Annotated in this window: 23 protein-coding genes and 1 tRNA gene; 6 read left to right on the plus strand and 18 right to left on the minus strand. The window is 55.7% G+C overall.

Going from position 1 to position 24,647, the window contains the following annotated elements; translation table 11 throughout:
- Window positions 1–457: 457 nt before the first annotated feature.
- The gene (locus DEO48_RS24900) at window positions 458–835 is read left to right on the plus strand and encodes a DUF4225 domain-containing protein (protein ID WP_109846585.1); all 378 of its coding nucleotides are present in this window, start codon (window positions 458–460) and stop codon (window positions 833–835) included.
- Here DEO48_RS24900 and DEO48_RS24905 read toward each other — a convergent pair.
- The 4 genes from DEO48_RS24905 to proB form a co-directional block, all read right to left on the minus strand.
- Complete coding sequence (locus DEO48_RS24905; protein ID WP_109846586.1) at window positions 832–1,146, minus strand: hypothetical protein; 315 nt, start codon at window positions 1,144–1,146, stop codon at window positions 832–834. The genes DEO48_RS24900 and DEO48_RS24905 overlap by 4 nt on opposite strands.
- Window positions 1,147–1,723: 577 nt before the next feature.
- A tRNA-Thr gene (locus DEO48_RS24910) sits at window positions 1,724–1,799 on the minus strand.
- 111 nt (window positions 1,800–1,910) lie between these two features.
- On the minus strand, window positions 1,911–3,164 hold the full coding sequence (gene proA / locus DEO48_RS24915) for a glutamate-5-semialdehyde dehydrogenase (protein WP_109846587.1): 1,254 nt from the start codon (window positions 3,162–3,164) through the stop codon (window positions 1,911–1,913).
- 11 nt (window positions 3,165–3,175) lie between these two features.
- Window positions 3,176–4,279 carry a glutamate 5-kinase gene (gene proB / locus DEO48_RS24920; protein ID WP_023310508.1) on the minus strand — a complete coding sequence of 368 codons (1,104 nt, stop codon included), beginning with the start codon at window positions 4,277–4,279 and terminating at the stop codon, window positions 3,176–3,178.
- Window positions 4,280–4,583: 304 nt separating this feature from the next.
- Between proB and phoE the strand changes: the two genes are divergently transcribed.
- Window positions 4,584–5,636 (plus strand): phosphoporin PhoE, encoded by a 1,053-nt coding sequence (gene phoE, locus DEO48_RS24925; RefSeq protein WP_047648644.1) that lies wholly within the window; start codon window positions 4,584–4,586, stop codon window positions 5,634–5,636.
- 148 nt (window positions 5,637–5,784) lie between these two features.
- Here phoE and crl read toward each other — a convergent pair whose 3' ends face one another.
- From crl to gpt, 3 genes are all read right to left on the minus strand, one after another.
- On the minus strand, window positions 5,785–6,186 hold the full coding sequence (gene crl / locus DEO48_RS24930; protein WP_023310506.1) for a sigma factor-binding protein Crl: 402 nt from the start codon (window positions 6,184–6,186) through the stop codon (window positions 5,785–5,787).
- Between the two features lie 57 nt (window positions 6,187–6,243).
- Window positions 6,244–7,488 carry an esterase FrsA gene (gene frsA, locus DEO48_RS24935; protein ID WP_109846588.1) on the minus strand — a complete coding sequence of 415 codons (1,245 nt, stop codon included), beginning with the start codon at window positions 7,486–7,488 and terminating at the stop codon, window positions 6,244–6,246.
- Window positions 7,489–7,592: 104 nt separating this feature from the next.
- Window positions 7,593–8,051: a xanthine phosphoribosyltransferase gene (gene gpt / locus DEO48_RS24940; protein WP_010427903.1), complete on the minus strand. Its 459-nt coding sequence runs from the start codon at window positions 8,049–8,051 to the stop codon at window positions 7,593–7,595.
- A gap of 260 nt (window positions 8,052–8,311) precedes the next feature.
- Between gpt and pepD the strand changes: the two genes are divergently transcribed.
- A complete protein-coding gene (gene pepD, locus DEO48_RS24945) occupies window positions 8,312–9,769 on the plus strand; it encodes a cytosol nonspecific dipeptidase (RefSeq protein WP_023334617.1) in 1,458 nt (485 codons plus the stop codon).
- 76 nt (window positions 9,770–9,845) lie between these two features.
- Here the strand turns inward: pepD and dinB are convergent, their stop codons facing one another.
- The 8 genes from dinB to DEO48_RS24985 form a co-directional block, all read right to left on the minus strand.
- The gene (gene dinB, locus DEO48_RS24950) at window positions 9,846–10,904 is read right to left on the minus strand and encodes a DNA polymerase IV (RefSeq protein WP_023310503.1); all 1,059 of its coding nucleotides are present in this window, start codon (window positions 10,902–10,904) and stop codon (window positions 9,846–9,848) included.
- 109 nt (window positions 10,905–11,013) lie between these two features.
- Window positions 11,014–11,217 carry a (Na+)-NQR maturation NqrM gene (gene nqrM / locus DEO48_RS24955; RefSeq protein WP_023615899.1) on the minus strand — a complete coding sequence of 68 codons (204 nt, stop codon included), beginning with the start codon at window positions 11,215–11,217 and terminating at the stop codon, window positions 11,014–11,016.
- Window positions 11,217–12,440, minus strand: coding sequence for an NADH:ubiquinone reductase (Na(+)-transporting) subunit F (gene nqrF, locus DEO48_RS24960; protein WP_023310501.1), 1,224 nt, complete (start codon window positions 12,438–12,440; stop codon window positions 11,217–11,219). Before nqrF ends, nqrM begins: the two co-directional genes overlap by 1 nt.
- Before the next feature lie 10 nt (window positions 12,441–12,450).
- Complete coding sequence (nqrE, locus tag DEO48_RS24965) at window positions 12,451–13,047, minus strand: NADH:ubiquinone reductase (Na(+)-transporting) subunit E (protein WP_008500255.1); 597 nt, start codon at window positions 13,045–13,047, stop codon at window positions 12,451–12,453.
- A gap of 6 nt (window positions 13,048–13,053) precedes the next feature.
- Window positions 13,054–13,692, minus strand: a complete 639-nt coding sequence (locus DEO48_RS24970) for an NADH:ubiquinone reductase (Na(+)-transporting) subunit D (RefSeq protein ID WP_014882676.1) — start codon at window positions 13,690–13,692, stop codon at window positions 13,054–13,056.
- Window positions 13,685–14,479, minus strand: coding sequence for a Na(+)-translocating NADH-quinone reductase subunit C (locus tag DEO48_RS24975; RefSeq protein WP_033144700.1), 795 nt, complete (start codon window positions 14,477–14,479; stop codon window positions 13,685–13,687). Before DEO48_RS24975 ends, DEO48_RS24970 begins: the two co-directional genes overlap by 8 nt.
- Window positions 14,472–15,707: an NADH:ubiquinone reductase (Na(+)-transporting) subunit B gene (locus tag DEO48_RS24980; protein WP_109846589.1), complete on the minus strand. Its 1,236-nt coding sequence runs from the start codon at window positions 15,705–15,707 to the stop codon at window positions 14,472–14,474. The genes DEO48_RS24975 and DEO48_RS24980 overlap by 8 nt, the downstream gene beginning before the upstream one ends.
- 3 nt (window positions 15,708–15,710) lie before the next feature.
- The gene (locus tag DEO48_RS24985) at window positions 15,711–17,054 is read right to left on the minus strand and encodes a Na(+)-translocating NADH-quinone reductase subunit A (RefSeq protein ID WP_109846590.1); all 1,344 of its coding nucleotides are present in this window, start codon (window positions 17,052–17,054) and stop codon (window positions 15,711–15,713) included.
- A 298-nt stretch (window positions 17,055–17,352) separates the two neighbouring features.
- On the opposite strand from DEO48_RS24985, the gene dpaA reads away from it, so the two are divergent.
- On the plus strand, window positions 17,353–18,093 hold the full coding sequence (gene dpaA / locus DEO48_RS24990) for a peptidoglycan meso-diaminopimelic acid protein amidase (protein WP_023310497.1): 741 nt from the start codon (window positions 17,353–17,355) through the stop codon (window positions 18,091–18,093).
- On the opposite strand, the gene DEO48_RS24995 is transcribed toward dpaA, so the two are convergent.
- Together DEO48_RS24995 and lpcA are read right to left on the minus strand one after the other, a co-directional pair.
- Window positions 18,064–18,831 carry a class II glutamine amidotransferase gene (locus tag DEO48_RS24995; protein WP_023310496.1) on the minus strand — a complete coding sequence of 256 codons (768 nt, stop codon included), beginning with the start codon at window positions 18,829–18,831 and terminating at the stop codon, window positions 18,064–18,066. The two genes, dpaA and DEO48_RS24995, sit on opposite strands and share 30 nt — an antisense overlap.
- Window positions 18,832–18,877: 46 nt before the next feature.
- Window positions 18,878–19,456, minus strand: a complete 579-nt coding sequence (gene lpcA / locus DEO48_RS25000) for a D-sedoheptulose 7-phosphate isomerase (RefSeq protein ID WP_010427884.1) — start codon at window positions 19,454–19,456, stop codon at window positions 18,878–18,880.
- Between the two features lie 239 nt (window positions 19,457–19,695).
- Between lpcA and fadE the strand changes: the two genes are divergently transcribed.
- Window positions 19,696–22,140, plus strand: coding sequence for an acyl-CoA dehydrogenase FadE (gene fadE / locus DEO48_RS25005; RefSeq protein WP_109846591.1), 2,445 nt, complete (start codon window positions 19,696–19,698; stop codon window positions 22,138–22,140).
- 108 nt (window positions 22,141–22,248) lie between these two features.
- Window positions 22,249–23,019, plus strand: coding sequence for an amidohydrolase (locus tag DEO48_RS25010; RefSeq protein WP_109846592.1), 771 nt, complete (start codon window positions 22,249–22,251; stop codon window positions 23,017–23,019).
- 51 nt (window positions 23,020–23,070) lie between these two features.
- Here the strand turns inward: DEO48_RS25010 and DEO48_RS25015 are convergent.
- The coding region (locus DEO48_RS25015; protein ID WP_109846593.1) for a gamma-glutamyltransferase family protein at window positions 23,071–24,647 on the minus strand (1,577 nt) is incomplete at its 5' end.

Consider the following 24,647-nt stretch of genomic DNA (forward strand, 5'->3'; position numbering starts at 1 on the left):
CGGATGATCGATCAGCTGCGAATCGCTGATCGACGTTCCACGCGAAAACATGATCGATCAGAGCGGAATACGCATGCTGTATAATTCAATATTATATAAAGAGAAAGATTTGCCCTGACCCTCCAATACTTCGGGGGATAATTTATATATCATCAAAATTGTTTACAACAATTAATATGTACACTTTTAGACATTTGAAACATTGCTCTCTCTCCATTAATTAACAAAACACGATGGCAGTAATGTTTTCATTAGCAACGTAAGGACATACTCATCAAGGGGTGTTTTTCTGACGCCACCTTTTACGCCTGACGTAAGAAGTTCGGTGGCATTGAAGTGTTCTACAAACGGGCCCGGCGCCACAGTCACCTCGGCGGCGTCAGTCCGGAGGCCTTCGAACAGGCCTCATCGTGAGGACAGAATTTGTCTACGGGCGTGGGGTCAGTCCACTTTTGGTATGCTGGCAGGGGCTATCCTTGTAACAGATGGCATTAACGGTCTGTCAAAAGAAATGATTCCTGGAATATATGGGAAACAATACAAAACAGAGGGCTTTGTGGCTGATGGCACTATGGAAGCGGCCCAGTTTATGGGTTTCAAGCCTGAAACAGGACTTGCGATTTATAACGCTATTACGTTAACTGCAAGTGTATATAGCATATTTGGATTAGCCAGAAGACCCGAGGCATGGAGGCTATTTAAATGGATGCCCCGTGATTTCTATCGCAAGGTCGACACGATGAGCCGTCCCAAATTAACAATGAAAATAGTAGGTTATGGACTTAAGGCTAAAGTAATATTTGACCTGATTTCTACTGACACATCGAACTATTAGCCTCTGAATTTTCTCCAGAACCGCCAGGATTTGTAAGAAAGGACTGGAGGCTGAATAAATGCAACGATGACTATTGCGATCAGAATTGATATCCCACCACCCACGACGGTTTCTTTCGCAATAAACAACACTAAAAGGATAAAAACCATCAAACATGCCGATGTTATCCATAAAACACCCCTGAATCGATTAGCCAGATCCTGAATCGCTTCCCCCATGGTTCCGCCGTAGCTTTCAACGTTGTTTTTTATCTTCTGCAAATCTGATGGTGTAAATCCTGAACGTAACAACGCCTCATCAGTCACTTTCATATCGTATCGTCCTTTATCACTCAGAAATTGTTTCTCAATCACTGATTGTGCCAGCAATCATACTGATGAACTTTATAGCAATCCAGCCGAAACTTTTCGGCAGACTCTATCCTCTTTCTTGTCGTCTGGGTGGTGCCAAGGCATTTCGACAATTTAAGGTTAACGATCCATGATGTTTGTACAATTTATTAGATTTCTAGCAATACAAACCATTTAGCTCCATGATCGGTAGGTTAAAACATGTTGATAGCCGCTCGCGCCAACTCTTACCAACATTACGCCTGTTTATTTTCTGCAACGTCATCTCGACGTGTAGAATTATTGAGCGCCGCACGAAGCGCGGAACGTATCGCTAAGTGTTCAGGTAATGTGTTTAGAGAGTCCGGTAACTCTTTCAGCTTCAAGGGATGGTATAATTTCTAATGCTGTTCGGGCTTGCGCCTGGTAACTACCCGCCAGTACGTTGAATAATCCTTGAGCTGATACAACGCAAAGGCGTTTACCAGGTGTTATCAAGGATGATAATTGAAGATGCAATCCGTTAGATACTTTACGCTAAGCGATTGATTTTCTTAGATGGTGCCGATAATAGGAGTCGAACCTACGACCTTCGCATTACGAATGCGCTGCTCTACCAACTGAGCTATATCGGCCCTGAGAGGCCGGTTACGAGCGTAACCACGGGGCAAAAGGTTAGATCTATCCGGGTGATGCGTCAATGCCCTTTTGAATCAAACGGCTATTTTTGCATCACCCGTGATTATTTACGCACGAATCGTATCGTCACCGAAGCCGATCCACTTGTACGTGGTCAGCGCTTCCAGTCCCATCGGGCCGCGCGCGTGCAGTTTCTGCGTGCTGACCGCCACCTCTGCGCCGAGGCCGAACTGGCCGCCGTCGGTGAAGCGGGTGGAGGCATTCACATATACCGCTGAAGAATCCACTTCGTTCACGAAGCGATCGGCATTGCGCAGGGTGCGCGTCAGGATCGCGTCAGAATGCTGCGTGCCGTGTTCACGGATGTGCGCAATGGCGTCGTCGAGATCGGCAACGATTTTCACGTTCAGATCCAGTGACAGAAACTCATCGTCGTACTGCTCCGCATTTACGGGAACAACGTTAGCCGGGCCATCCTGAAGCAGCGCGAGCGCGCTGGCGTCAGCGTGCAGCGTCACGCCGCTCTCTGCCATCTGTTTGCTCAGAGCCGGCAGGAAGGTGTTCGCAATCTCCTGATGCACCAGCAGCGTTTCTACGGTGTTACAGGTGCTTGGACGCTGGGTTTTCGCGTTAACGATTATCTTCAGCGCCGGTTCAATCTCAGCGCTGTCGTCGACAACAATATGACACACGCCGATACCGCCGGTGATCACCGGAATCGTCGACTGCTCGCGGCACAGCTTGTGCAGGCCCGCGCCACCGCGTGGGATGAGCATGTCGATGTATTTGTCCATGCGCAGCATTTCGTTGACCAGCGCGCGGTCTGGGCTCTCGATCGCCTGTACGGCACCCGCCGGTAAGCCACACTCTTCCAGAGCCTGCTGAATGACTTTCACCGTGGCGGCGTTGGTGCGCCATGTCTCTTTCCCACCGCGCAGAATAGCGGCGTTACCGGTTTTGAGGCACAGGGAGGCAACATCCACCGTCACGTTTGGACGAGCTTCATAAATGACGCCGATGACGCCGAGCGGCACGCGGCGGCGCTCCAGGCGTAAACCGCTGTCGAGCAGCCCGCCGTCGATCACCTGCCCGACCGGGTCGGCCAGATTGCAGACCTGGCGGACATCGTCGGCGATGCCTTTCAGGCGCGCCGGCGTCAGCGCCAGGCGGTCGAGCATCGCTTCGCTCAAGCCGTTACGGCGCGCTTCCAGTAAATCCTGCTCGTTGGCGAGCAAAATCTCCTGGGACTGTGATTCCAGATAATCAGCGATTTTTTCCAGCACGCGGTTTTTCTCGCGGCTGGAAAGGAGCGCCAGTTTGTAAGAGGCAGCCTTCGCGGCGGCGCCCATTTGTTCCAGCATGTTCTGGCTCCTTAACGAATAATCATGTCATCGCGATGCACGGCAACCGGACCATATTCATAGCCCAGAATGGCGTCGATCTGCTGCGAGTGGTGACCCGCGATGCGGCGCAGGGCATCGCTGTTATAGCGGCTTACGCCGTGGGCGATGTCGCGGCCTTCGAGGTTACGGATACGGATCACTTCACCACGAGAGAAGTTGCCTGTCACGCTTTTAATTCCTTTAGGAAGTAATGAACTTCCTCGTTCCAGAATCGCGGCGGTAGCCCCTTCATCGACGACGAGTTCGCCAGCAGGAGGCGCGCCAAATATCCAGCGCTTGCGGTTTTCCAGCGGGGATTCCTGGGCGTGGAAGCGGGTGCCGACTGAGATACCTTCCATTACGTCGCCAATCACGCCGGGGCGGCTGCCCGCTGCAATGATGGTGTCGATACCGGCGCGGCACGCGACGTCAGCGGCCTGCAGCTTGGTCCCCATACCGCCCGTTCCGAGGCCTGAAACGCTGTCACCGGCGATGGCGCGCAGCGCATCGTCGATTCCTTGAACGTCAGTAATCAGCTCGGCTTCCGGGTTGGAGCGCGGATCGGCGGTGAACAGCCCCTGCTGATCGGTCAGCAGCAGTAATTTATCGGCACCGGCCAGAATCGCGGCCAGCGCCGAGAGGTTATCGTTATCACCCACTTTGATTTCAGCGGTAGCAACGGCATCGTTCTCGTTAATGACCGGAACAATATTATTGTCCAGCAGCGCGCGCAGGGTATCGCGGGCGTTCAGGAAGCGCTCTCTGTCTTCCATATCCGCACGCGTCAGCAGCATCTGCCCGACGTGAATGCCATAGATGGAGAACAACTGTTCCCAGAGTTGAATGAGTCGGCTTTGCCCCACGGCGGCCAGCAGCTGCTTGGAAGCGATCGTCGCGGGGAGTTCGGGGTAACCCAGGTGTTCACGCCCGGCGGCAATCGCCCCGGAGGTCACAATCACAATACGATGCCCTGCGGCATGTAGCTGAGCGCACTGACGTACAAGCTCAACAATGTGGGCGCGATTTAGGCGGCGCGATCCGCCTGTTAAAACACTGGTACCGAGTTTTACCACCAGCGTCTGGCTGTCACTCATGATTCTCTGCCGTTCAACGATAAGGGAAAGTAATGTCGAACGAACGTTTTAACAGGAGTCAGCCCCGTTGCCAACTGCCTTAGCACATCGCGAAACACTTTGTTGCGCGGGATCAGGAAGCGTAGCGGGAGAATTTGACACTTTTATTACCGAAATAATAAATCACAGTTTTTTAAAATTATTCTTAGTTTGTCATAAAAGTTTCATTCCAGAACGATAAAACCCTTCCTGTTTTTTCACGGGACTTAAGCATGAGCTTATCGTCCAGCGAATTTTTTAGCGCGTTTATAAGACAGGATCGAAAATGAAAAAGAGCACTCTGGCATTAATGGTTATGGGCGTAGTGGCTTCTGCATCCGTTCACGCAGCTGAAGTTTATAATAAAAATGGTAATAAGCTGGACGTGTACGGCAAAGTGAAAGCCATGCACTACATCAGCGATGATGCCACCAAAGATGGCGATCAGACTTACGTTCGTTTCGGTTTTAAAGGCGAAACGCAGATTAACGATCAGCTGACGGGCTATGGCCGTTGGGAATCTGAATTTGCAGGTAACAAAGCTGAGAGCGACTCCTCTCAGAAGACGCGTCTGGCGTTTGCTGGTCTTAAGCTGAAAAACTTTGGTTCACTGGATTACGGTCGTAACTTGGGTGCCCTGTATGACGTCGAAGCATGGACCGATATGTTCCCTGAATTCGGCGGTGACTCTTCCGCACAAACCGATAACTTCATGACCAAGCGTGCTACCGGCCTGGCGACCTACCGCAATACCGACTTCTTCGGCGCGGTTGACGGTCTGGACATGACGCTGCAGTACCAGGGCAAAAACGAAAACCGTGACGCCAAGAAACAGAACGGCGACGGTTTTGGTACCTCTCTGACCTATGACTTCGGCGGCAGCGATTTCGCCGTCAGCGGCGCCTACACCAACTCTGACCGCACCAACGCTCAGAACCTGCTGGCGCGCGGCCAGGGCCAGAAAGCAGAAGCCTGGGCAACCGGTCTGAAATATGATGCGAACGATATTTATCTGGCTGCGATGTATTCTGAAACCCGCAATATGACGCCAATTTCCGGCGGGTTTGCAAATAAAGCGCAGAACTTTGAGGTTGTCGCGCAATATCAGTTCGACTTTGGTCTGCGCCCGTCACTGGGCTATGTCCAGTCTAAAGGCAAAGATATCGAAGGTATTGGCGACGAAGATCTGGTGAAATATATTGACGTTGGCGCGACCTATTACTTCAACAAAAATATGTCCACCTTTGTTGATTATAAAATCAACCAGATTGACGACAAAAATAAACTGGGCGTGAGCAGCGATGACATCGTTGCACTGGGTATGACCTACCAGTTCTGATGATGTGAAATAAAAAACCGGCTTGATGCCGGTTTTTTATTGTCGGGATTAATGCGGTCTGGTGCCCTCACCCCGCCCCTCTCCCACGGTGAGAGGGAGAATTTGTAGGCCGGGTAAGGCGAAGCCGCCACCCGGCGCTGTGACACCATCAGGCAGTCAGCTTCACCGCTTCGCTGGAAAAGTCATCCGCGGGTTCGAACTTGAGATCCAGGGTAGCCAGCAGTGCGCGTGCCTTATCGTGAAACTCTTTTAGCGTATATTCCAGGCGGTCAATCACTTCCTGATCTTTAATCGTGGTCGCCTGCCAGTTGCCGTCTTTATTAAACAGGCCAAACTGGTAGCTATACGTAAAGCGTTTTTCCTCTGCTTCCATTTCCATCCACCAGCCCCAGAATTCACGTTTTTCGGGTGCAGGCTTCACGTTGACGCATACAGCCAGGCAGTCGAAAAAAAAGCGATTCTCTTCACACTGCTCTTCTCGAATATACGGGCCGAGAGCCATAAACTTCTTAATTAGTCTACTTTTCGGGTGTCCACTCGGTAACGTCATTGCGATCTCCTTTTGTGAAGCCACTGTTTTACCAAACCAGCGAAATTTAGCAATCTATTAACACAATCTCTGAGCGATCCAGCGCGTAATCTCTTTCAGTGATTTGTCAAAATTCTGATAGACCGGGCTGAACGGCACCTCAAGCAATTTGCCATCCGCAGATGACGAAGTGATTAATCGCGACTCTTCTTCCGGGCTGAACGGATCGTTTTTCCAGAACCCAGACAGCATCGGCGTTGGGCAGCGACGTCCCAGCAACCCCTGCGTTTTTAACGAGTAGCGATTGAGCTCAACGCGCAGCGCTTCGTCTGATGCATCATGCATGCCAAGGCGGCTGGCCAGCACATCAAGGTACATTTCAGGTACGCTCCCCTGGCGTGCAGGATCGCTGAGCAGAGCGTGTACGACCGGGCCGAGGCAGGCGACGGCTTTCAGACGAGAAGATTCAAGGTAAGCCAGACGCACCGCGACGTTCGCGCCGAAACGGAAGCCGAAAGCCGCCACGCGGGTGTGGTCAACCCACGGAATGTTTTCCAGCGCTTTGAGCGCATGCTGGTGCAGCAGGCTGGAATCCTGAGTCAGTTTCCATTTGGATGAGAAACCAATTGAAGGCATATCAAGCGTCAGCATCGCGATCCCTTTTGGTGCGAAGTAGCGCTCATACAGGCTGTAATAATCAATTTGCAGCGAATCCAGCCCGCCGCACATGAGGACGGTCGGGAACGGGCCGTCGCCTTCCGGCATATGCAGGAACCCGGTGACGGGTGCGCCACCTGGAATGCTGAACTCAAGCTCGCGCATTTGGCCCGGCAAACGCTGCGCCGCCTCTTCATAAGCACGGTTCGCCAGCGCCTGGGCCTGCTCCGCCAGCTCATCACCTTTTAGATGCGGATACGCGGCGATGGCGTAGAGATTGGCCGCATGCAGCCAGTGCTTGCCGCTGCGCGTGGCGTCCTCTTCCTGGCTGGCTTTTTGCTGCCAGAGCATCGCCTGTTTAGACCACTCGTAGATCCAGTTTCCGCCACGGTAGCCCACCACCGTATCGTAAAGCTCGCTGTCGGTCCGTTCAGATTCACTCATCACGATACGTGCCTGCACATCAAGGATTTCACGGGGATCAATACCGCGCCAGATCCACATCAGGCGGTTAATCATGCGATACCAGTGAGGCACATTTTTACCGTCTAACGCGGACTGGACGGCAGGCTGGGTACCCGGATTGAAGCGACGCACCAGCGTCGACGTTTCAGGGTGTTTGAAACGGGGTTTGAAGAGAGTCTCAGTGAGATTCGCCTGCGTCATTGCGTTGCCTCCATGAATACGTCATATGAAGACTATTGTAACGCGTGGCAGGCCAAAAAGAACAACGCCCGACATAGCCGGGCGTGTAAAGTTACGTACTGGTATTAACGGCCTGAAATAGGCGGTACGAAGACCACGCCCATATCCCATGGCTGTTCAATCCAGGTGTCCTGCGGGATATCAATCACGTAATCGTCAACCAGCGGGCGGCCAGCAGGCTTTGCGAAGATAGTGACGAAATGTGCTTTCGGATACATTTCGCGAATAGCGACCGCAGTACCACCGGTATCTACCAGGTCATCAATAACGATGAAACCTTCGCCGTCGCCTTCCGCACGTTTCAGCACGGTCAGCTCACGCTGGTTGTCATGGTCATAGCTGGAGATGCAAACGGTATCGACATGACGAATACCCAGCTCACGTGCCAGCAGCGCCCCCGGTACCAGACCGCCACGGCTGACGGCAATAATGCCTTTCCACTGTTCGGAAGGCATCAGACGCGCAGCCAGTTTGCGTGCGTGAATCTGCAACATGTCCCAGGTGACGACGTATTTTTCGCTCATGTGAAGTGTCCCAGCCTGTTTTTATACGGCTTAAAAAGTGTTCGAGGGGGAAATAGGTTGCGCGAGATTATAGAGATCTGACGCACTAAAAACCAGTGTTTAGCGCCCTCTGCCTGAGTTTTTACATGCTTTATGCTACCAGCCAGCAGAGAAAGTGGTATTCTCAGTTTCATCTCGCAAGCCTGACTTGTGGTAACTATTAACCTGCTAACCCTGTGACCTGCAACCCTGTTTGCAGCGCCTCGACAAGGAGACTTATCGTGTCTGAACTGTCTCAATTATCTCCGCAGCCGCTGTGGGATATTTTTGCGAAAATCTGCTCCATTCCACACCCTTCCTACCACGAAGAACAGCTTGCCGAACATATTATGGGCTGGGCGAAGGAAAAAGGTCTGCATGCTGAACGTGACCAGGTTGGCAACATTCTGATCCGCAAACCTGCTACCGCAGGGATGGAAAACCGTAAACCGGTTGTGCTGCAGGCACACCTGGACATGGTGCCACAGAAGAACAACGACACCGTTCACGACTTCACCAAAGACCCGATTCAACCGTACATCGACGGCGACTGGGTGAAAGCACGCGGCACCACGCTTGGCGCGGATAACGGCATCGGTATGGCCTCTGCGCTGGCCGTGCTGGCCGACGACAGCGTTGAGCACGGTCCGCTGGAAGTGCTGCTGACCATGACCGAAGAAGCGGGCATGGACGGCGCGTTCGGTCTGCAGGCGAACTGGCTGCAGGCGGACATCCTGATCAACACCGACTCCGAAGAAGAAGGCGAGATCTACATGGGCTGCGCGGGCGGGATTGATTTCATCTCTACGCTGCCGCTGTCGCGCGAAGCGATTCCTGCTGGCTTCCAGACCTTCAAGCTGACGCTGAAAGGGCTGAAAGGCGGCCACTCCGGCGGCGATATTCACCTGGGTCTGGGTAACGCCAACAAGCTGCTGGCGCGCTTCCTGGCAGGCCATGCGGCCGAGCTGGATTTGCGTCTGGTGGACTTCAACGGCGGCACCCTGCGTAACGCGATTCCGCGCGAAGCGTTCGCCACCGTAGCGGTTCCCGCGGCAAAAGCGGACGAGCTGAAAAAACTCTCCAGCGTATACCTGGATATCCTGAAAAACGAACTGTCGGCGAAAGAGAAAAACCTGACCGTAGTGCTGGAATCTGTATCTACAGATAAAGCCGCGCTGACCGCGCAGTCTCGTGACACTTTCGTTCAGCTGCTGAACGCGACGCCAAACGGCGTGATCCGCAACTCTGACGTGGCGAAAGGCGTGGTGGAAACCTCACTGAACGTGGGCGTGGTGACCATGAGCGACGACAGCGCGGAAATCATCTGCCTGATCCGCTCCCTTATCGACAGCGGTAAAGAGTACGTGGTGAGCATGCTGGAATCTCTGGGCACGCTGGCGGGCGCGAAAACGTCTGCCAAAGGCAGCTACCCGGGCTGGCAGCCGGATGCAAGTTCTCCGGTGATGGCGCTGGTGCGTGAAACCTATCAGCGTCTGTTCAACAGCACGCCGAACATTCAGGTGATCCACGCCGGTCTGGAATGTGGTCTGTTCAAGAAACCGTATCCGGACATGGACATGGTGTCCATCGGGCCAACCATTACCGGTCCGCACTCGCCGGATGAGCAGGTTCATATCGAAAGCGTCGGTCACTACTGGACGCTGCTGACTGAACTGCTGAAAGCGATCCCTGTTAAGTAATACCCTCACCCCAGCCCTCTCCCAAAAGGAGAGGGTGAAAAACGTAGGCCCGGTAAGCATAGCGCACCGGGCTTTTTTACAATCCCAAAACCAGCTGTCGCTCTAACTGCGGATCCAGCAGCGTGACGTGCAATCCCACCAGCCTCACCCCTCGCCCGCCCCGGCGCTCTTCCCATGCCTTTTTCGCCGTCGCAATGAGATCGTCCTTATTCAGACGCGGCCAGACGTGTTCCTGCGTGGTCTGCTGGAAGTCGTTGAATTTTAATTTGATACCCTGACGGGCAATCAGCAGGTCCGGCTTCACCTTGCTTAAGCGTCGTTCCAGCTCCGGGTAAAGCTGTTCCGTGATAATGGTTTCGCATTCGGACCAGTCATGAATATCTTCACTGAGGGTGCGCTCAACGCCGACGGATTTTCGTAGCCGTTCGCTGTTCACATCGCGATCGTCAATCCCCTGGCTACGCTCCCACAGCACGCGGCCAAACTTTCCAAAGCGCTTGAGCAGCATGGCGAGATCGCTTCGCTGCACATCTTCGCAGGTCCGTAGCCCCATGCTTTCCAGCTTTGCGGCGGAGACTTTTCCTACCCCAGGTATTTTGCCGAGCGGCAGCGTTTTCAAAAACGCCGGCACCTCGTCAGGCGTGATGACGTACTGACCGTTGGGCTTATTTAAATCGGAGGCGATTTTGGCGAGGAATTTAACGGGCGCGACGCCCGCCGATGCCGTCAGATTCAGCTCGTTGAAAATCGTCTGACGGATCTCCTGCGCCATCAGCGTGGCAGAGCCGTGGCAGTGCACGCTGTCGGTCACATCCAGATAGGCTTCGTCCAGCGACAGCGGCTCTATCAAAGAAGTATAGCGGGAGAAGATTTCCCGAATATGAAGGGAAGCCTCTTTATAGGCTTCAAACCGGCCGGGCAGAAGCGTGAGATGAGGGCAGAGCTTTAAGGCCATCGCCGTTGGCATCGCGCTGCGCACGCCAAATTTGCGCGCAGGATAGTTGGCGGTGCTGATGACACCACGCTGAACGCGGCTGCCGCCAATGGCGATGGGAATATCCCGCAGCGCCGGGTTGTCACGCATCTCCACTGCGGCAAAAAAGCAGTCCATATCGACATGGATTATTTTGCGCATAGTAAGCCCTCACTCATCACTGGATAAGTATACAGTAAACAAATGAGGATTGAGAAGCAGATGTAAGAATGCCGGGTGGCGGATTTGCCTTACCCGGCCTACAAAAAAATTAAATAATGCGCTGCTGTTCGCGGGCCATCCTTTTCTTCCGCGCATCGCACGGTTCCGGGCAGTCGCAAACCTTTTCCATCCCAATAGAGGAAATACCGCCGCAGCTGCCCTGAATGCTTTTCCGCTTAACGATCCAGCCTAACGACATGCCGAAGATGACAAGCACAAACACCACAAAGGTTGCCAGAAACGTCAGCATCATCAGCCTCCAAAGTCATCGAGCAAGATGTTCTCATCTTCGACACCGAGATCTTTCAGCATCTTAATCACGGCGGCGTTCATCATCGGCGGACCACACATATAGAACTCGCAGTCCTCAGGCGCCGGGTGCTGTTTGAGGTAGTTTTCATACAGCACGTTGTGGATGAACCCCGTATAGCCCGTCCAGTTATCTTCCGGCTGCGGATCGGAAAGCGCCACATGGAAGGTGAAGTTCGGGTTTTCACGCGCCAGCTGTTCAAACTCATCTTCATAGAACATCTCGCGCAGCGAGCGCGCTCCGTACCAGAAGCTGATCTTACGCTGGCTACCCAGCCGCTTGAGCTGGTCAAAGATGTGCGAGCGCATCGGGGCCATACCGGCACCGCCGCCGATAAACACCATTTCCGCGTCGGTATCTTTCGCGAAGAATTCCCCGAACGGGCCGGAGATCGTCACCTTATCGCCAGGTTTCAGGGACCAGATGTATGAAGACATGACGCCCGGCGGTGCATCCGGCACATTCGGTGGCGGCGTGGCGATACGCACGTTGAGCATGATGATGCCCTTCTCTTCCGGGTAGTTGGCCATCGAGTAGGCGCGCAGCGTCGGCTCTTTCACCTCAGATACAAAGCGGAAGAGATTGAATTTGTCCCAGTCGGCGCGGTACTCATGCGGCACGTCAAAGTCCGCATAGGCCACAGCGTGCTCCGGGCACTCAATCTGAATGTATCCTCCGGCGCGGAACGGGACATGCTCGCCTTCCGGCACCCGCAGCTTCAGCTCTTTAATAAAGGTGGCTTTGTTATCATTAGAGATAACCTCGCACTCCCATTTTTTGACGCCGAAGATCTCTTCCGGCAGCTCAATCTTCATGTTCTGGCGCACCGCGACCTGGCAGGCCAGACGACAGCCCTCTTTTGCCTCACGCTTTGTGATATGCGCCAGCTCGGTTGGCAGAATATCGCCACCGCCCTCTTTTACCGTCACGCGGCACTGCCCACAGGAACCGCCGCCGCCGCAGGCTGAGGAGACAAAAATGCCGTTACCGGAGAGCGTGTTGAGCAGCTTGTCTCCCGCCGGCGTGCGGATCTGATTCTGCGGCTCGTCGTTAATATCAATGACCACATCGCCGGAATTCACCAGCTTCGCGCGCGCCGCCAGAATAAGCCCTGACAGCACCAGTACAATCAGCGTGAACATCACCACGCCAAGGATAATTTCCATCTGTTTGCCCTTACAGCTGCACACCGGAGAAGGACATAAAGCCCAGCGCCATCAGCCCGGTGGTGATAAAGGTGATCCCCAGGCCACGCAGACCCGCAGGCACGTTGGCATATTTCATTTTCTCGCGGATCCCCGCCATGGTGACAATCGCCAGCATCCAGCCGATGCCGGAACCAAAACCGTACACTACGGATTCGCTGAAGTTGTAATCACGCTGCACCATAAACGAGACGCCGCCAAAGATGGCGCAGTTCACCGCGATCAGCGGCAGGAAGATCCCCAGCGCGTTGTAGAGCGACGGGAAATACTTATCGAGGATCATCTCGAGGATTTGCACCAGCGCCGCGATCACCCCGATAAAGGTGATGAAGTTCAGGAAGCTGAGATCAACCCCTTCCACCAGCGCGCCGTCCCGCAGCACAAAGTTGTACACCAGATTGTTGATCGGTACAGATAAGCCGAGCACCACGGTGACCGCGATACCGAGACCAAATGCCGTCGACACTTTTTTGGAAACTGCAAGGAACGTACACATGCCGAGGAAAAACGCGAGCGCCATGTTTTCAACAAACACCGCCCGCACAAACAAACTCAGGTAATGAGCCATCGTCGGTTACTCCTTTTCCTGCTGTTCTGGCTTCAGCGTACGAATCAGCCAGATCAACAAACCGATAATGAAAAACGCGCTAGGGGCCAGCAGGAACAGGCCGTTTGGCAGATACCAGCCGCCGTTCTGCACCGTGTCCAGCACCGTGATGCCAAACAGCTTGCCGCTGCCAATCAGCTCGCGCAGGAACCCCACGGTCAGCAGGATCACGCCGTAGCCAAGGCCGTTGCCGATGCCGTCCATAAAGCTCGCCAGCGGCGGCATTTTCATGGCGTAGGCTTCCGCACGCCCCATGACGATACAGTTGGTGATAATCAGCCCGACAAACACCGAGAGCTGTTTGGAGGTTTCATAGGCGAAGGCGCGCAGCAGCTGATCGACCACGATCACCAGCGAGGCGATGATCGCCATCTGCACGATGATCCTCACGCTGTTGGGGATGTGGTGGCGGATCATCGAGATAAACATGCTGGAGAACGCCGTGACCAGCGTGACCGCCAGCGTCATCACAACCGCCGTTTCCAGCTTGGTCGTCACCGCCAGAGCCGAACAGACACCCAGAACCTGGAGCGTGATCGGGTTATTGGCGAGCAGTGGGCCAATGAGCACCTTTTTAACTTCTTTCAGTTCACCGGTATCAGCCATTGTTCAGCGCTCCTTCACGTACGTTTTTCAGGAAAGGACCAAAGCCCAGCTCGCCCATCCAGAAATCAAAACTGTGCTGCACGCCTTTTGAGGTGAGCGTGGCGCCGGAAAGCCCGTCAACGGCGTAGTCGTCACCGGGACGTGCCGCCCCTTTCATCACCTTCAGCGCAGGCAGGCCGTTATCGTCGAGCACTTTCTTGCCGACAAACTGTGCCCGCCAGTTAGGGTTTTCAACTTCGCCACCCAGCCCCGGCGTTTCGCCCTGGTCGTAATACGTAATGCCTTTGACCGTGCGCCCATCGGTATCAAGGGCCACAAAGGCATACATCATTGACCACAGACCGTTACCGTAAACAGGCAGTACCACTTCCTGAATACGTTTTTGGGGGTCGCGAACCAGATAGATTTCGGCCAGGTTGCTGCGACGCTTAATCCCGGCGGGATCTTGCGATGCCTCCAGGGTCAGGCTCATCTGCGGATCTTTAAGCGCCAGCGCCTGGTTGAATTTTGCCGGGTCTTTATCCAGCAGTTCACCCGTTTTTAAATCTACCAGACGCGCTGAAATACGTTCAGCAAAGACGGCCGAAACGTCATCTGCGCTCATTCCTTCCTGCATCAGCCCGGCGACGGCCAGAATGTTGCGCTGTTTATCCAGCGCACGTTGCTCCTGCTGCAGAGGTTTTAACCCCACGGCAGAACCGGCCACGACAATAGAACAGACCAGACAGAGCACCAGCACCACCAGCAGCGTTTTGCTGATGCTGTCGTTATTTTTAACCTCAGCCACGCGCCTTCCTCCGCTTAATGTTGGCCCGCACCACCAGATAATCGAAGAGCGGCGCAAACAGGTTGGCAAACAGAATGGCCAGCATCATCCCTTCCGGGTACGCCGGGTTAACCACGCGGATCAGGACGCACATCGAGCCAATGAGCACGCCATAGCTCCATTTACCTTTGTCAGTAAACGAGGCAGAGACGGGGTCCGTCGCCATGAACATCATGCCGAACGCGAAGCCACCCAGCACCAGATGCCAGTACCACGGCATGGAGAACATCGGATTGGTAGTCGAGCCGATTACGTTGAACAGGGTGGCAGTCAGCACCATGCCGATCATTACGCCCGCAACGATCCGCCAGGAGGCCACGCGACCAAAAAGAATGATCGCGCCGCCAAGCAAAATCATCAGCGTAGAGACTTCTCCGATGGAGCCCGGAATGTTGCCAATAAAGGCATCAAACCAGGTGACTGGCTGACCCGTCGCGTTGTTAACCAGCGTTTCGCCGCCGTGTGCCGCCCACTGTGAAAGCGGCGTCGCGCCGGAAAAACCGTCCGCCGCCGTCCACACCAGGTCGCCCGAGATTTGCGCCGGATAAGCAAAGAACAGAAACGCGCGTCCCGCCAGCGCCGGGTTGAGGAAGTTCCGCCCGGTGCCGCCGAAGATCTCTTTAGCAATCACCACGCCGAAGCTGATGCCAAGCGCCGCCTGCCAGAGCGGTAGCGTCGGGGGAACAATCAGGGCAAACAAAATAGAGGTCACGAAGAAGCCTTCGTTGATCTCATGTTTACGGATAATGGCAAACAGCACTTCCCAGAAGCCGCCCACGACAAATACCGTGATGTAAATCGGCAGGAAGAAAACCGCGCCCAGCGTCATCATGCTCAGCCAGCCCGCATCTGCGGCAAAGCTCACCCCTAACGACTGGGCCAGACGGTAGTGCCAGTCGGACTGGATCACCTGCGCCAGCTGCTGTGCATCGTACATGTGGTGCAGCGCCGGAATGGTCTGCAGGCCGACGTTGTACATTCCCCAGAACATCGCGGGGAAGACCGCAAACCACACCAGGATCATCATGCGTTTCAGGTCGATGGCATCGCGAACGTGCGCCGCCCCTTTCGTCACCAGCCCGGGAGTGTAGAAAATGGTTGTCGTTGCTTCATACAGCGGGTAGTACTTTTTGAGCTTCCCTTCGGTAAAGTGCGGCTCAATTTTTTCAAAGAGGTGTTTTAAGCCCATCGGTTATCCTTCCTGCTCAATGCGGGTTAACACCTCGCGCAATACCGGTCCATATTCGTATTTGCCCGGACAGACATAGGTACAGAGCGCCAGATCTTCTTCGTCAAGCTCCAGACAGCCCAGCGCCTGCGCGCCGTCGGTATCACCGGCAAGGAGATCGCGCAACAGCACGGTGGGCAGAATATCCAGCGGCATGACGCGCTCATAGTTGCCAATCGGGACCATGGCGCGCTCGCCGCCGTGCGTGCTGGTTGAGAAGCTAAACAGCTTATTACGCAGGAAGTGGCCCAGCGTGGTTCGGGTGACGGAGTATTTTTCCGCGCCTGGCAGAACCCAGCCAAACAGCTCTTTCTCCCGCCCTTCCTGCACTATGCTGACCTGCAAATGGAAGCGTCCCAGGTACGCGTGCGCATTGGCAGCATGGCGTCCGCTGAGGACCGAGCCGGAAATCAGGCGGTTTTCGCCCTCTTTCGTTTCCCCCACCAGCAGTTCGTTGATGTCAGCGCCCAGCAGCGTCTTCACCAGGCGCGGATTTGCAGCCTGCGGTCCGCCGATGGCGATTATCCGTTCAGCGCAGAGTTCACCCGTAGTAAAGAGCTTACCGATGGCGATGACGTCCTGATAATTAAGGTGCCAGACCTGTTTCGTCAGGCTGACTGGCTCAAGGAAATGGATGTGCGTCCCGGCCAGCCCCGCCGGATGCGGGCCAGAAAATTCATTAAACGTGACCTGCCCCAGCGGATGGCCGCCAAGCTTGCCGCCGCCGGCCTGACAAATGTGCACTTTTCCGGGCGTGAGGCGGGTTAGAATAGTGAGTCCTGCATCAAAAGCTTTTCGCTGCGCCAGGATAACCGGTTCCGGGTCCACGCTGAGCGGGTTGGTGTCGATGGCCGTGACAAAAATCGCGGCCGGTTCCGTGCCCGGAACAGGGGATTTGCTGAAGGGGCGCGTACGAAGCGCGGTCCATAAACCGGACGCCAGGAGCTGATCCTGAACGGCGTCACGGTTCAGCGACGCGAGCTCTGCGGTGTCGTAATGGGCAAATTCACGCTTGTCATCGCCCTCAATGCGGATAACCACCGACTGCAGAACGCGCCGTTCGCCACGGTTGATGGTCACAACGGTGCCGCTCGCGGGGGCTGTGAACATCACGCCGGGATTTTTTTTGTCCTCAAAGAGCGTCTGTCCTTTGATAACGCGATCGCCCTCCTGTACCAGCATTGAAGGACGCATCCCCAGGTAGTCTTCGCCCAAAATGGCGACATGACGGACACTTGCGCCTGTCGAAACGTGCTGCGCTGGCACGCCTGCAATCGGCAGATCAAGTCCTTTTTTAATTTTAAACATGTGGTTAGCAGGTTTCCATGAACAACAATCCAGTGGGCGCAAAGTGTAACATTTTCCCCTTCCCGCGGGCAGGGAATCCGCTGGCGCGCGCGCCAAATTGCGAGCTAATGCGCAAAGTTCCTGGAGCCATCGCAATTTTGATGGTTTATAAAGTAAAACTAATTTGTAAACTCACCGTCCGGCTCTTGCGAAAATCTATAGCGGTGCTAATGTGAGCGCTCCTAACAGAATAATCTGATTTCGGGTCTCTTTTGCCGTCCTGGCAAGTTGGTCATGGTTTTATCAAGGAACTAGTAGTATGCGTAAAATCGCATTGTTCATTGCGATGCTTCTGATGCCGTGCATGTCGTTTGCCGGACTGCTCAGCAGTAATAGCTCAACGACGCCGGTCAGCAAGGAATATAAACAGCAGTTAATGGGATCGCCGGTTTATATTCAGATCTTCAAGGAAGAGCGCACTCTCGATCTGTTTGTGAAAATGGGCGAGACATATCAGCTGCTTGATAGTTACAAAATTTGTAACTACTCCGGCGGACTGGGGCCAAAACAGCGTCAGGGCGACTTCAAAAGTCCGGAAGGGTTCTACAACGTTCAGCGCAGCCAGCTCAAGCCTGACAGCCGCTTCTATAAAGCCATTAACATCGGCTTCCCGAATGCCTATGACCGTGCACACGGTTATGAAGGTAAATATCTGATGATCCACGGTGCCTGCGTGTCTATCGGCTGTTATGCGATGACCGACTCCGGCATTGATGAGATTTTCCAGTTCGTGACGGGCGCGCTGGTCTTTGGGCAGCCTAACGTACAGGTCAGCATCTATCCGTTCCGCATGACGGACGCCAACATGGCGCGTCACAAGTACTCATACTACGCGGATTTCTGGAAACAGCTGAAGCCTGGTTACGACTACTTTGAGCAGACCCACAAGCCACCTGTGGTCTCTATCGTCGATGGCCGTTACGTGGTCAGCAAACCGCTGAGCCACGAAGTCGTCCACCCGCAGCTGGCGTCAAATTACACGGTCCCCGAGACAAAATAGCACCCACTCGCCTGGCATAATCTTTTGCCAGGTTTCGTTGCCCGTCAGCGGCTGCGTTGCGATAACAGTGACCACATCGTTCGGTGTGGTCTCCTTCTGAAAGTCTATCTCCACATCCTGATCGAGCAGCGTCGCGACGCCAAACGGCGCACGGCGGGTGATCCAGAACAGATTCGTCGAGCAGAACGCCATCACATAGCGGCCGTCAGAGAGCAGCATGTTGAACACGCCTTTTTCACGCAGTTCAGATGCCAGCGTCGCGATGTATTTGAATACGGCAGTCATGTTGCCGGGCGTGCGGGGATAGCGCTCCGTCAGCTTGTGCAGCAGCCAGCAGAAGGCTTTTTCGCTGTCCGTTTCGCCAACAGGGCGGAAATTGCCCGTCTCCAGCGACTTATAGCCCGTAAGCTGCCCGTTGTGCGCGTAGGTCCAGTTTCGGCCCCACAGCTCGCGGGTAAACGGATGGGTGTTTTCCAACGCCACTTCGCCGCGGTTAGCCTGGCGGATGTGGGCGATCACCGAGCGGGACTTGATGGGGTAGTCCTGCACCAGTTTGGCAATCGGTGAGTTAAAGCTGGGCTGTGGATCTTTGAACGTGCGACACCCTTTGCCTTCGTAGAAGGTGATGCCCCAGCCGTCTTTATGCGGCCCGGTTCCTCCACCGCGCTGAACCAGCCCGGTGAAACTAAAGCAGATATCGGTTGGCACATTGGCGCTCATCCCGAGCAGTTCGCACATACAATACCTCCACAACAGCGGGGGCAAGAGTGCCCCCAGCGAAGTCTTACTTAACCATCTCTTTTTCGATCAGTTGAATCAGGATGTGGATCACTTTGATGTGAATTTCCTGAATACGGTCAGCATAACCGAAGTGCGGAACGCGAATTTCGACATCCGCCGTACCGTCCATCTTACCGCCATCTTTACCGGTCAGGGTGATGACTTTCATCCCTTTTTCACGCGCGGCTGCGATCGCTTTGATCACGTTGCCGGAGTTGCCGGAGGTAGAGATCCCCAGCAGCACGTCGCCTTCACGGCCTACGGCTTCAACGTAGCGGGAGAAGATGTGGTCGTAACCGAAGTCGTTGCCTACGCAGGAGATGTGGCTCACGTCGGAAATCGCAATCGCCGGGTAGCCCGGACGGTTTTCGCGATAGCGTCCGGTCAGCTCTTCTGCGAAGTGCATCGCGTCGCAGTGGGAACCGCCGTTACCGCAGGAGAGCACTTTGCCACCGGCTTTGAAGCTGTCGGCAAGCAGGACCGCTGCGCGCTGAATAGCGTGAATATTGGCATCATCTTTCAGAAAGTTCGCCAGCGTTTCCGCCGCTTCGTTCAGTTCGTTACGAATAAGATCCTGGTACATGAGGATAATCCTTCAGTATTGATGAAATAACACAGTGGAGTGTACCGGATAGCGGGAAAAGCGAGAAGCTAAAGCCATGCGAAACGTCCGGCGTTTTGATTTTTTGTGCCGGCTAAAACGCGAACAATGTGAACCAGGTTGTAATTATTTTGTAAACACATTGCTAAAGGAAATAACATCAACTACAACCATATCATCACAAGTGGTCAGACCTCCTACAAGCAAGGGAGCTTTTCTTTATGATGATTTTGAGCATTCTCGCAACCGTTGTTCTGCTCGGTGTGTTGTTCTATCACCGCGTAAGTTTATTCCTGAGCAGCCTGATTCTTCTGGCCTGGACGGCTGCGCTTGGCGTCGCAGGCCTCTGGAATATCTGGCTTTTAGTCCCTCTTGCCATCATTCTTCTGCCGTTTAACCTGGCCCCGATGCGTAAATCAATGATCTCTGCGCCGGTGTTCAAAGGCTTCCGCAAAGTGATGCCGCCAATGTCGCGTACCGAGAAAGAAGCGATTGATGCGGGCACCACCTGGTGGGAAGGCGATCTGTTCCAGGGCAACCCGGACTGGAAAAAGCTGCATAACTATCCGCAGCCGCGCCTGACCGCTGAAGAACAGGCCTTTATTGACGGCCCGGTGGAAGAAGCGTGCCGTATGGCCAACGACTTTGCCATCACCCATGAAATGGCCGATCTGCCGCCTGAGCTGTGGGCGTATCTGAAAGAACATCGCTTCTTCGCGATGATCATCAAGAAAGAGTACGGCGGTCTGGAATTCTCCGCTTACGCTCAGGCTCGCGTCCTGCAAAAGCTGGCAGGCGTCTCCGGGATCCTGGCGATTACCGTTGGCGTGCCTAACTCCTTAGGCCCGGGCGAACTGCTGCAGCATTACGGTACCGAAGAGCAGAAAGATCACTACCTGCCGCGTCTGGCACGCGGTCAGGAAATCCCTTGCTTCGCGCTGACCAGCCCGGAAGCGGGCTCCGATGCAGGCGCGATCCCGGACACCGGCGTGGTCTGCATGGGCGAGTGGCAGGGCGAGCAGGTGCTGGGCATGCGCCTGACCTGGAACAAGCGTTATATCACCCTGGCGCCAATCGCCACCGTGCTGGGTCTGGCCTTTAAGCTCTCTGACCCGGAAAAACTGCTGGGCGGTGAAGAAGATCTTGGCATTACCTGCGCGCTGATCCCAACCTCTACCCCAGGCGTTGAAATTGGTCGCCGTCACTTCCCGCTGAACGTGCCGTTCCAGAACGGTCCGACCCGCGGTCAGGACATCTTTGTGCCGATTGACTACATCATCGGCGGCCCGAAAATGGCCGGTCAGGGCTGGCGTATGCTGGTGGAATGTCTGTCCGTGGGCCGCGGCATTACCCTGCCGTCGAACTCAACCGGCGGTCTGAAGTCGGTCGCAATGGGGATTGGCGCTTACGCCCACATCCGCCGTCAGTTCAAAATCTCCATCGGCAAGATGGAAGGTATCGAAGAGCCGCTGGCGCGTATCGCGGGCAATGCCTACGTGATGGATGCCGCTGCTACTCTGATTACCTACGGCATTATGCTGGGCGAAAAACCGGCCGTGCTGTCCGCGATTGTGAAGTACCACTGTACCCACCGCGCGCAGCAGTCGATCATTGACGCGATGGATATCGCGGGCGGTAAAGGCATTATGCTCGGCGAAGGCAACTTCCTGGCGCGCGGCTATCAGGGCGCACCGATTGCCATCACCGTGGAAGGGGCAAACATCCTGACCCGCAGCATGATGATCTTCGGTCAGGGCGCAATCCGCTGCCATCCGTACGTGCTGGAAGAGATGGCCGCTGCGCAGAACAACGACGTCGATGCCTTCGATAAGCTGCTCTTCAAACATATCGGTCACGTGGGCAGCAACAAGGTGCGCAGCTTCTGGCTGGGCCTGACGCGCGGTCTTACCAGCGCGACGCCGACCGGCGATGCGACCAAACGTTACTACCAGCATCTGAACCGTCTTAGCGCCAACCTGGCTCTGCTGTCTGACGTCTCCATGGCGGTGCTGGGCGGTAGCCTGAAGCGTCGCGAGCGTATCTCTGCCCGTCTGGGGGATGTGCTGAGCCAGATCTTCCTGGCCTCCGCAGTCCTGAAGCGTTACGACGATGAAGGGCGTCAGGAAGCGGATCTGCCGCTGGTGCACTGGGGCGTGCAGGATGCGATGTATCAGGCTGAACAGGCGATTGACGACCTGCTGGCGAACTTCCCGAACCGCTTCGTGGCGGGCGCCCTGCGCGCGGTGATCTTCCCGACCGGTCGTCACCATCTGGCGCCGTCCGACAAGCTGGACCACAAGGTGGCGAAGATCCTGCAGGTACCGAGCGCAACCCGCTCCCGTATCGGCCGTGGTCAGTATCTGACGCCGACGCCGCATAACCCGGTGGGTCTGCTGGAAGAGGCGCTGCTGGACGTGATGGCTGCCGATCCGATCCACCAGAAAATCTGTAAACAGCTGGGCAAAAACCTGCCGTTTACCCGTCTGGACGAACTGGCAAAACAGGCGCTCGCCGGCGGCATTATCAATAAAGATGAAGCTGCTCTGCTGGTGAAAGCCGAAGAGAGCCGTCTGCGTAGTATTAACGTGGATGATTTCGAGCCGGACGAGCTGGCGACGCAGCCGGTAAAGCTGCCGGAGAAGCACCGCAAGCCTGAAGCGGCGTAACGCGTTTCGCTTATACAAACCCCGCCTCGCGCGGGGTTTTTTATTGCCACATTTTCTCGTAATGACGTGCTACAGTGTCAAAAAGCGGTCTTTTGAGGAGTCTGTATCGTGCCTGGTTTGAAGATTTCGATTTTGCAGCAACCTTTAGTGTGGATGGATAGCCCCGCCAACCTGCGCCACTTTGATCGTCAACTGGAAGAGATTACCGGGCGTGATGTGATTGTCCTGCCGGAGATGTTCACAACCGGCTTCGCCATGGAAGCAGCACAACAGTCAATGCCGCAGGATGAGGTGGGCGCCTGGATGCATGCCAAAGCGCAGCAGACCAACGCGCTGATCGCCGGGAGCGCCGCCCTGCAAACGGATCGCGGGCCGGTGAACCGCTTCCTGCTGGTGGAGCCGGAAGGGAAAGTGCATTTTTACGATAAACGCCACCTGTTCCGCATGGCGGATGAGCATCATCACTATGAAGCGGGTCACGAGCGCGTGGTGTTCGAGTGGCGCGGCTGGCGTATTCTGCCGCTGGTCTGCTACGACCTGCGCTTCCCGGTGTGGTCGCGCAACCGCAATGATTACGACCTGGCGCTTTATGTTGCCAACTGGCCCGCACCGCGCTCCCTGCACTGGCAGTCGTTGCTGGTGGCGCGCGCGATTGAGAACCAGGCGTACGTGGTGGGCTGTAACCGCGTGGGAACCGACGGCAACGGGCATCACTACCGCGGCGACAGCCGGGTGGTGAATCCGCAGGGCGAGATCATTGCCACCGCCGAGCCGCATCAGGCGACGCGCATTGATGCGGAACTGTCGCTGACGGCGCTGCAGGAGTACCGCGAGAAGTTTCCGGCCTGGCAGGATGCGGATCCGTTTAGCATTGGGTGAAATTTTCCCCTCACCCCGCCCCTCTCCCAACGGGAGAGGGAGGATAAAACATTAACTCACCAGCGCCTGCCCGTCTTTGCGGCTTTCCGTCGCGGCCACGTAGTGTCCTTCCGGCAGGCGATAAATCACCTGCGCCCCGCCGAAGTTGTAATCCTGAAGCGGATCTTCCACCACGATCTGATGCCTCCGCTCGCGCAGCGCGGCGATGGTATTGCGATCGAAGGTCGATTCAACGATCACCTCCCTGCCCTGCACCACGCGCCAGCGCGGGGCATCAATTGCCGCCTGTGGGTTTTGCCCGTGCAGCATAATGCGCAGCGCCATCTGCATGTGCCCCTGCGCCTGCATCGGGCCGCCCATCACGCCGAAGGACATCAGCGGCTGGCCGTTGCCGTCCATCGCAAAGCCCGGAATGATGGTGTGGAACGGTCGCTTGCTGCCCGCCAGCGCGTTCGGGTGATTGGGATCCAGCACAAAACCGCAGCCCCGGTTTTGCAGGCTGATCCCCGTATCCGGCACCACGATGCCTGAACCGAAGCCCATGTAGTTGGACTGAATAAACGAGACCATCATCCCGCTGGCGTCGGCGGTGCTGATGTAGACCGTGCCGCTCTGGGTCGGGGAACCGTAGACAAAATCAGAGGCGTGCTCGTGATTGATAAGCGCCGCGCGCGACTTCAGATAATGGTCGCTCAGCAGCTCTTTCGCCGCGAACGCCATATGGTCTTCATCCGCCACGTAGCGGTCGAGATCCGCCAGCGCCAGCTTCATCGCCTCAATGGACAGGTGCAGGGACTGCACGGAATCCGGATGATGCTGCTCAATGCCGCACTGCTCCAGAATGCCGAGCGCAATCAGCGTGGCGATCCCCTGGCCATTTGGCGGCAATTCCTGCACCGAACCGCCCGCGAAGTCGCGCGACAGCAGCTCTACCCAGTCCACGCGATGGTTTGCCAGATCTTCAGCCGTCAGGTGTGCGCCGTGTTCTTTGGCGAAAGCGGCAATTTTTTGCGCCAGCTCGCCGCGGTAAAAGGCTTCACCGTTGGTGCGGGCAATCAGCTCCAGCGAGTTCGCCTGCGCCGGATTACGGAAGATTTCCCCCACGCGCGGGGCGCGGCCTTCCGGCGCGAAGCAGGCGCTAAAACCCGGCTGATCTTTCAGCTTGCTATAGCCGCGCTGCCAGAGATGGCCGATCAGCGGGGAGACCGGGAAACCGTTGCGCGCGTAGTCAATGGCGGGCTGCGCCAGCGTGGTCAGCGGCAGCGTGCCGAAGCGTTCCGCCAGCGCAACCCAGCCGGATACCGCACCCGGCACGGTCACCGCGTCCCAGCCAATTTCCGGCACCGCGGTTTTACCGGCAAACAGATCCGCATGCCAGCTTGCAGGCGAACGACCGGACGCGTTCAGGCCGTGCAGCTTTTCACCGTCCCAGACGATGGCAAAGGCGTCGCTGCCGATCCCGTTGCCGGTCGGCTCAACCACCGTCAGCGCCATCGCGGCGGCAATGGCCGCATCAACGGCGTTGCCGCCCAGCTGCAGCATTTTCATTCCCGCCTGTGCCGCCAGCGGCTGCGACGTGGCGACGGCGTTACGGCCCATCATTGGCGGGCGGCGGGAAGCGTAACCGG

The sequence above is a fragment of the Enterobacter sp. CGMCC 5087 genome, from assembly GCF_003144775.1.
Taxonomy (GTDB): domain Bacteria; phylum Pseudomonadota; class Gammaproteobacteria; order Enterobacterales; family Enterobacteriaceae; genus Enterobacter; species Enterobacter cloacae_M.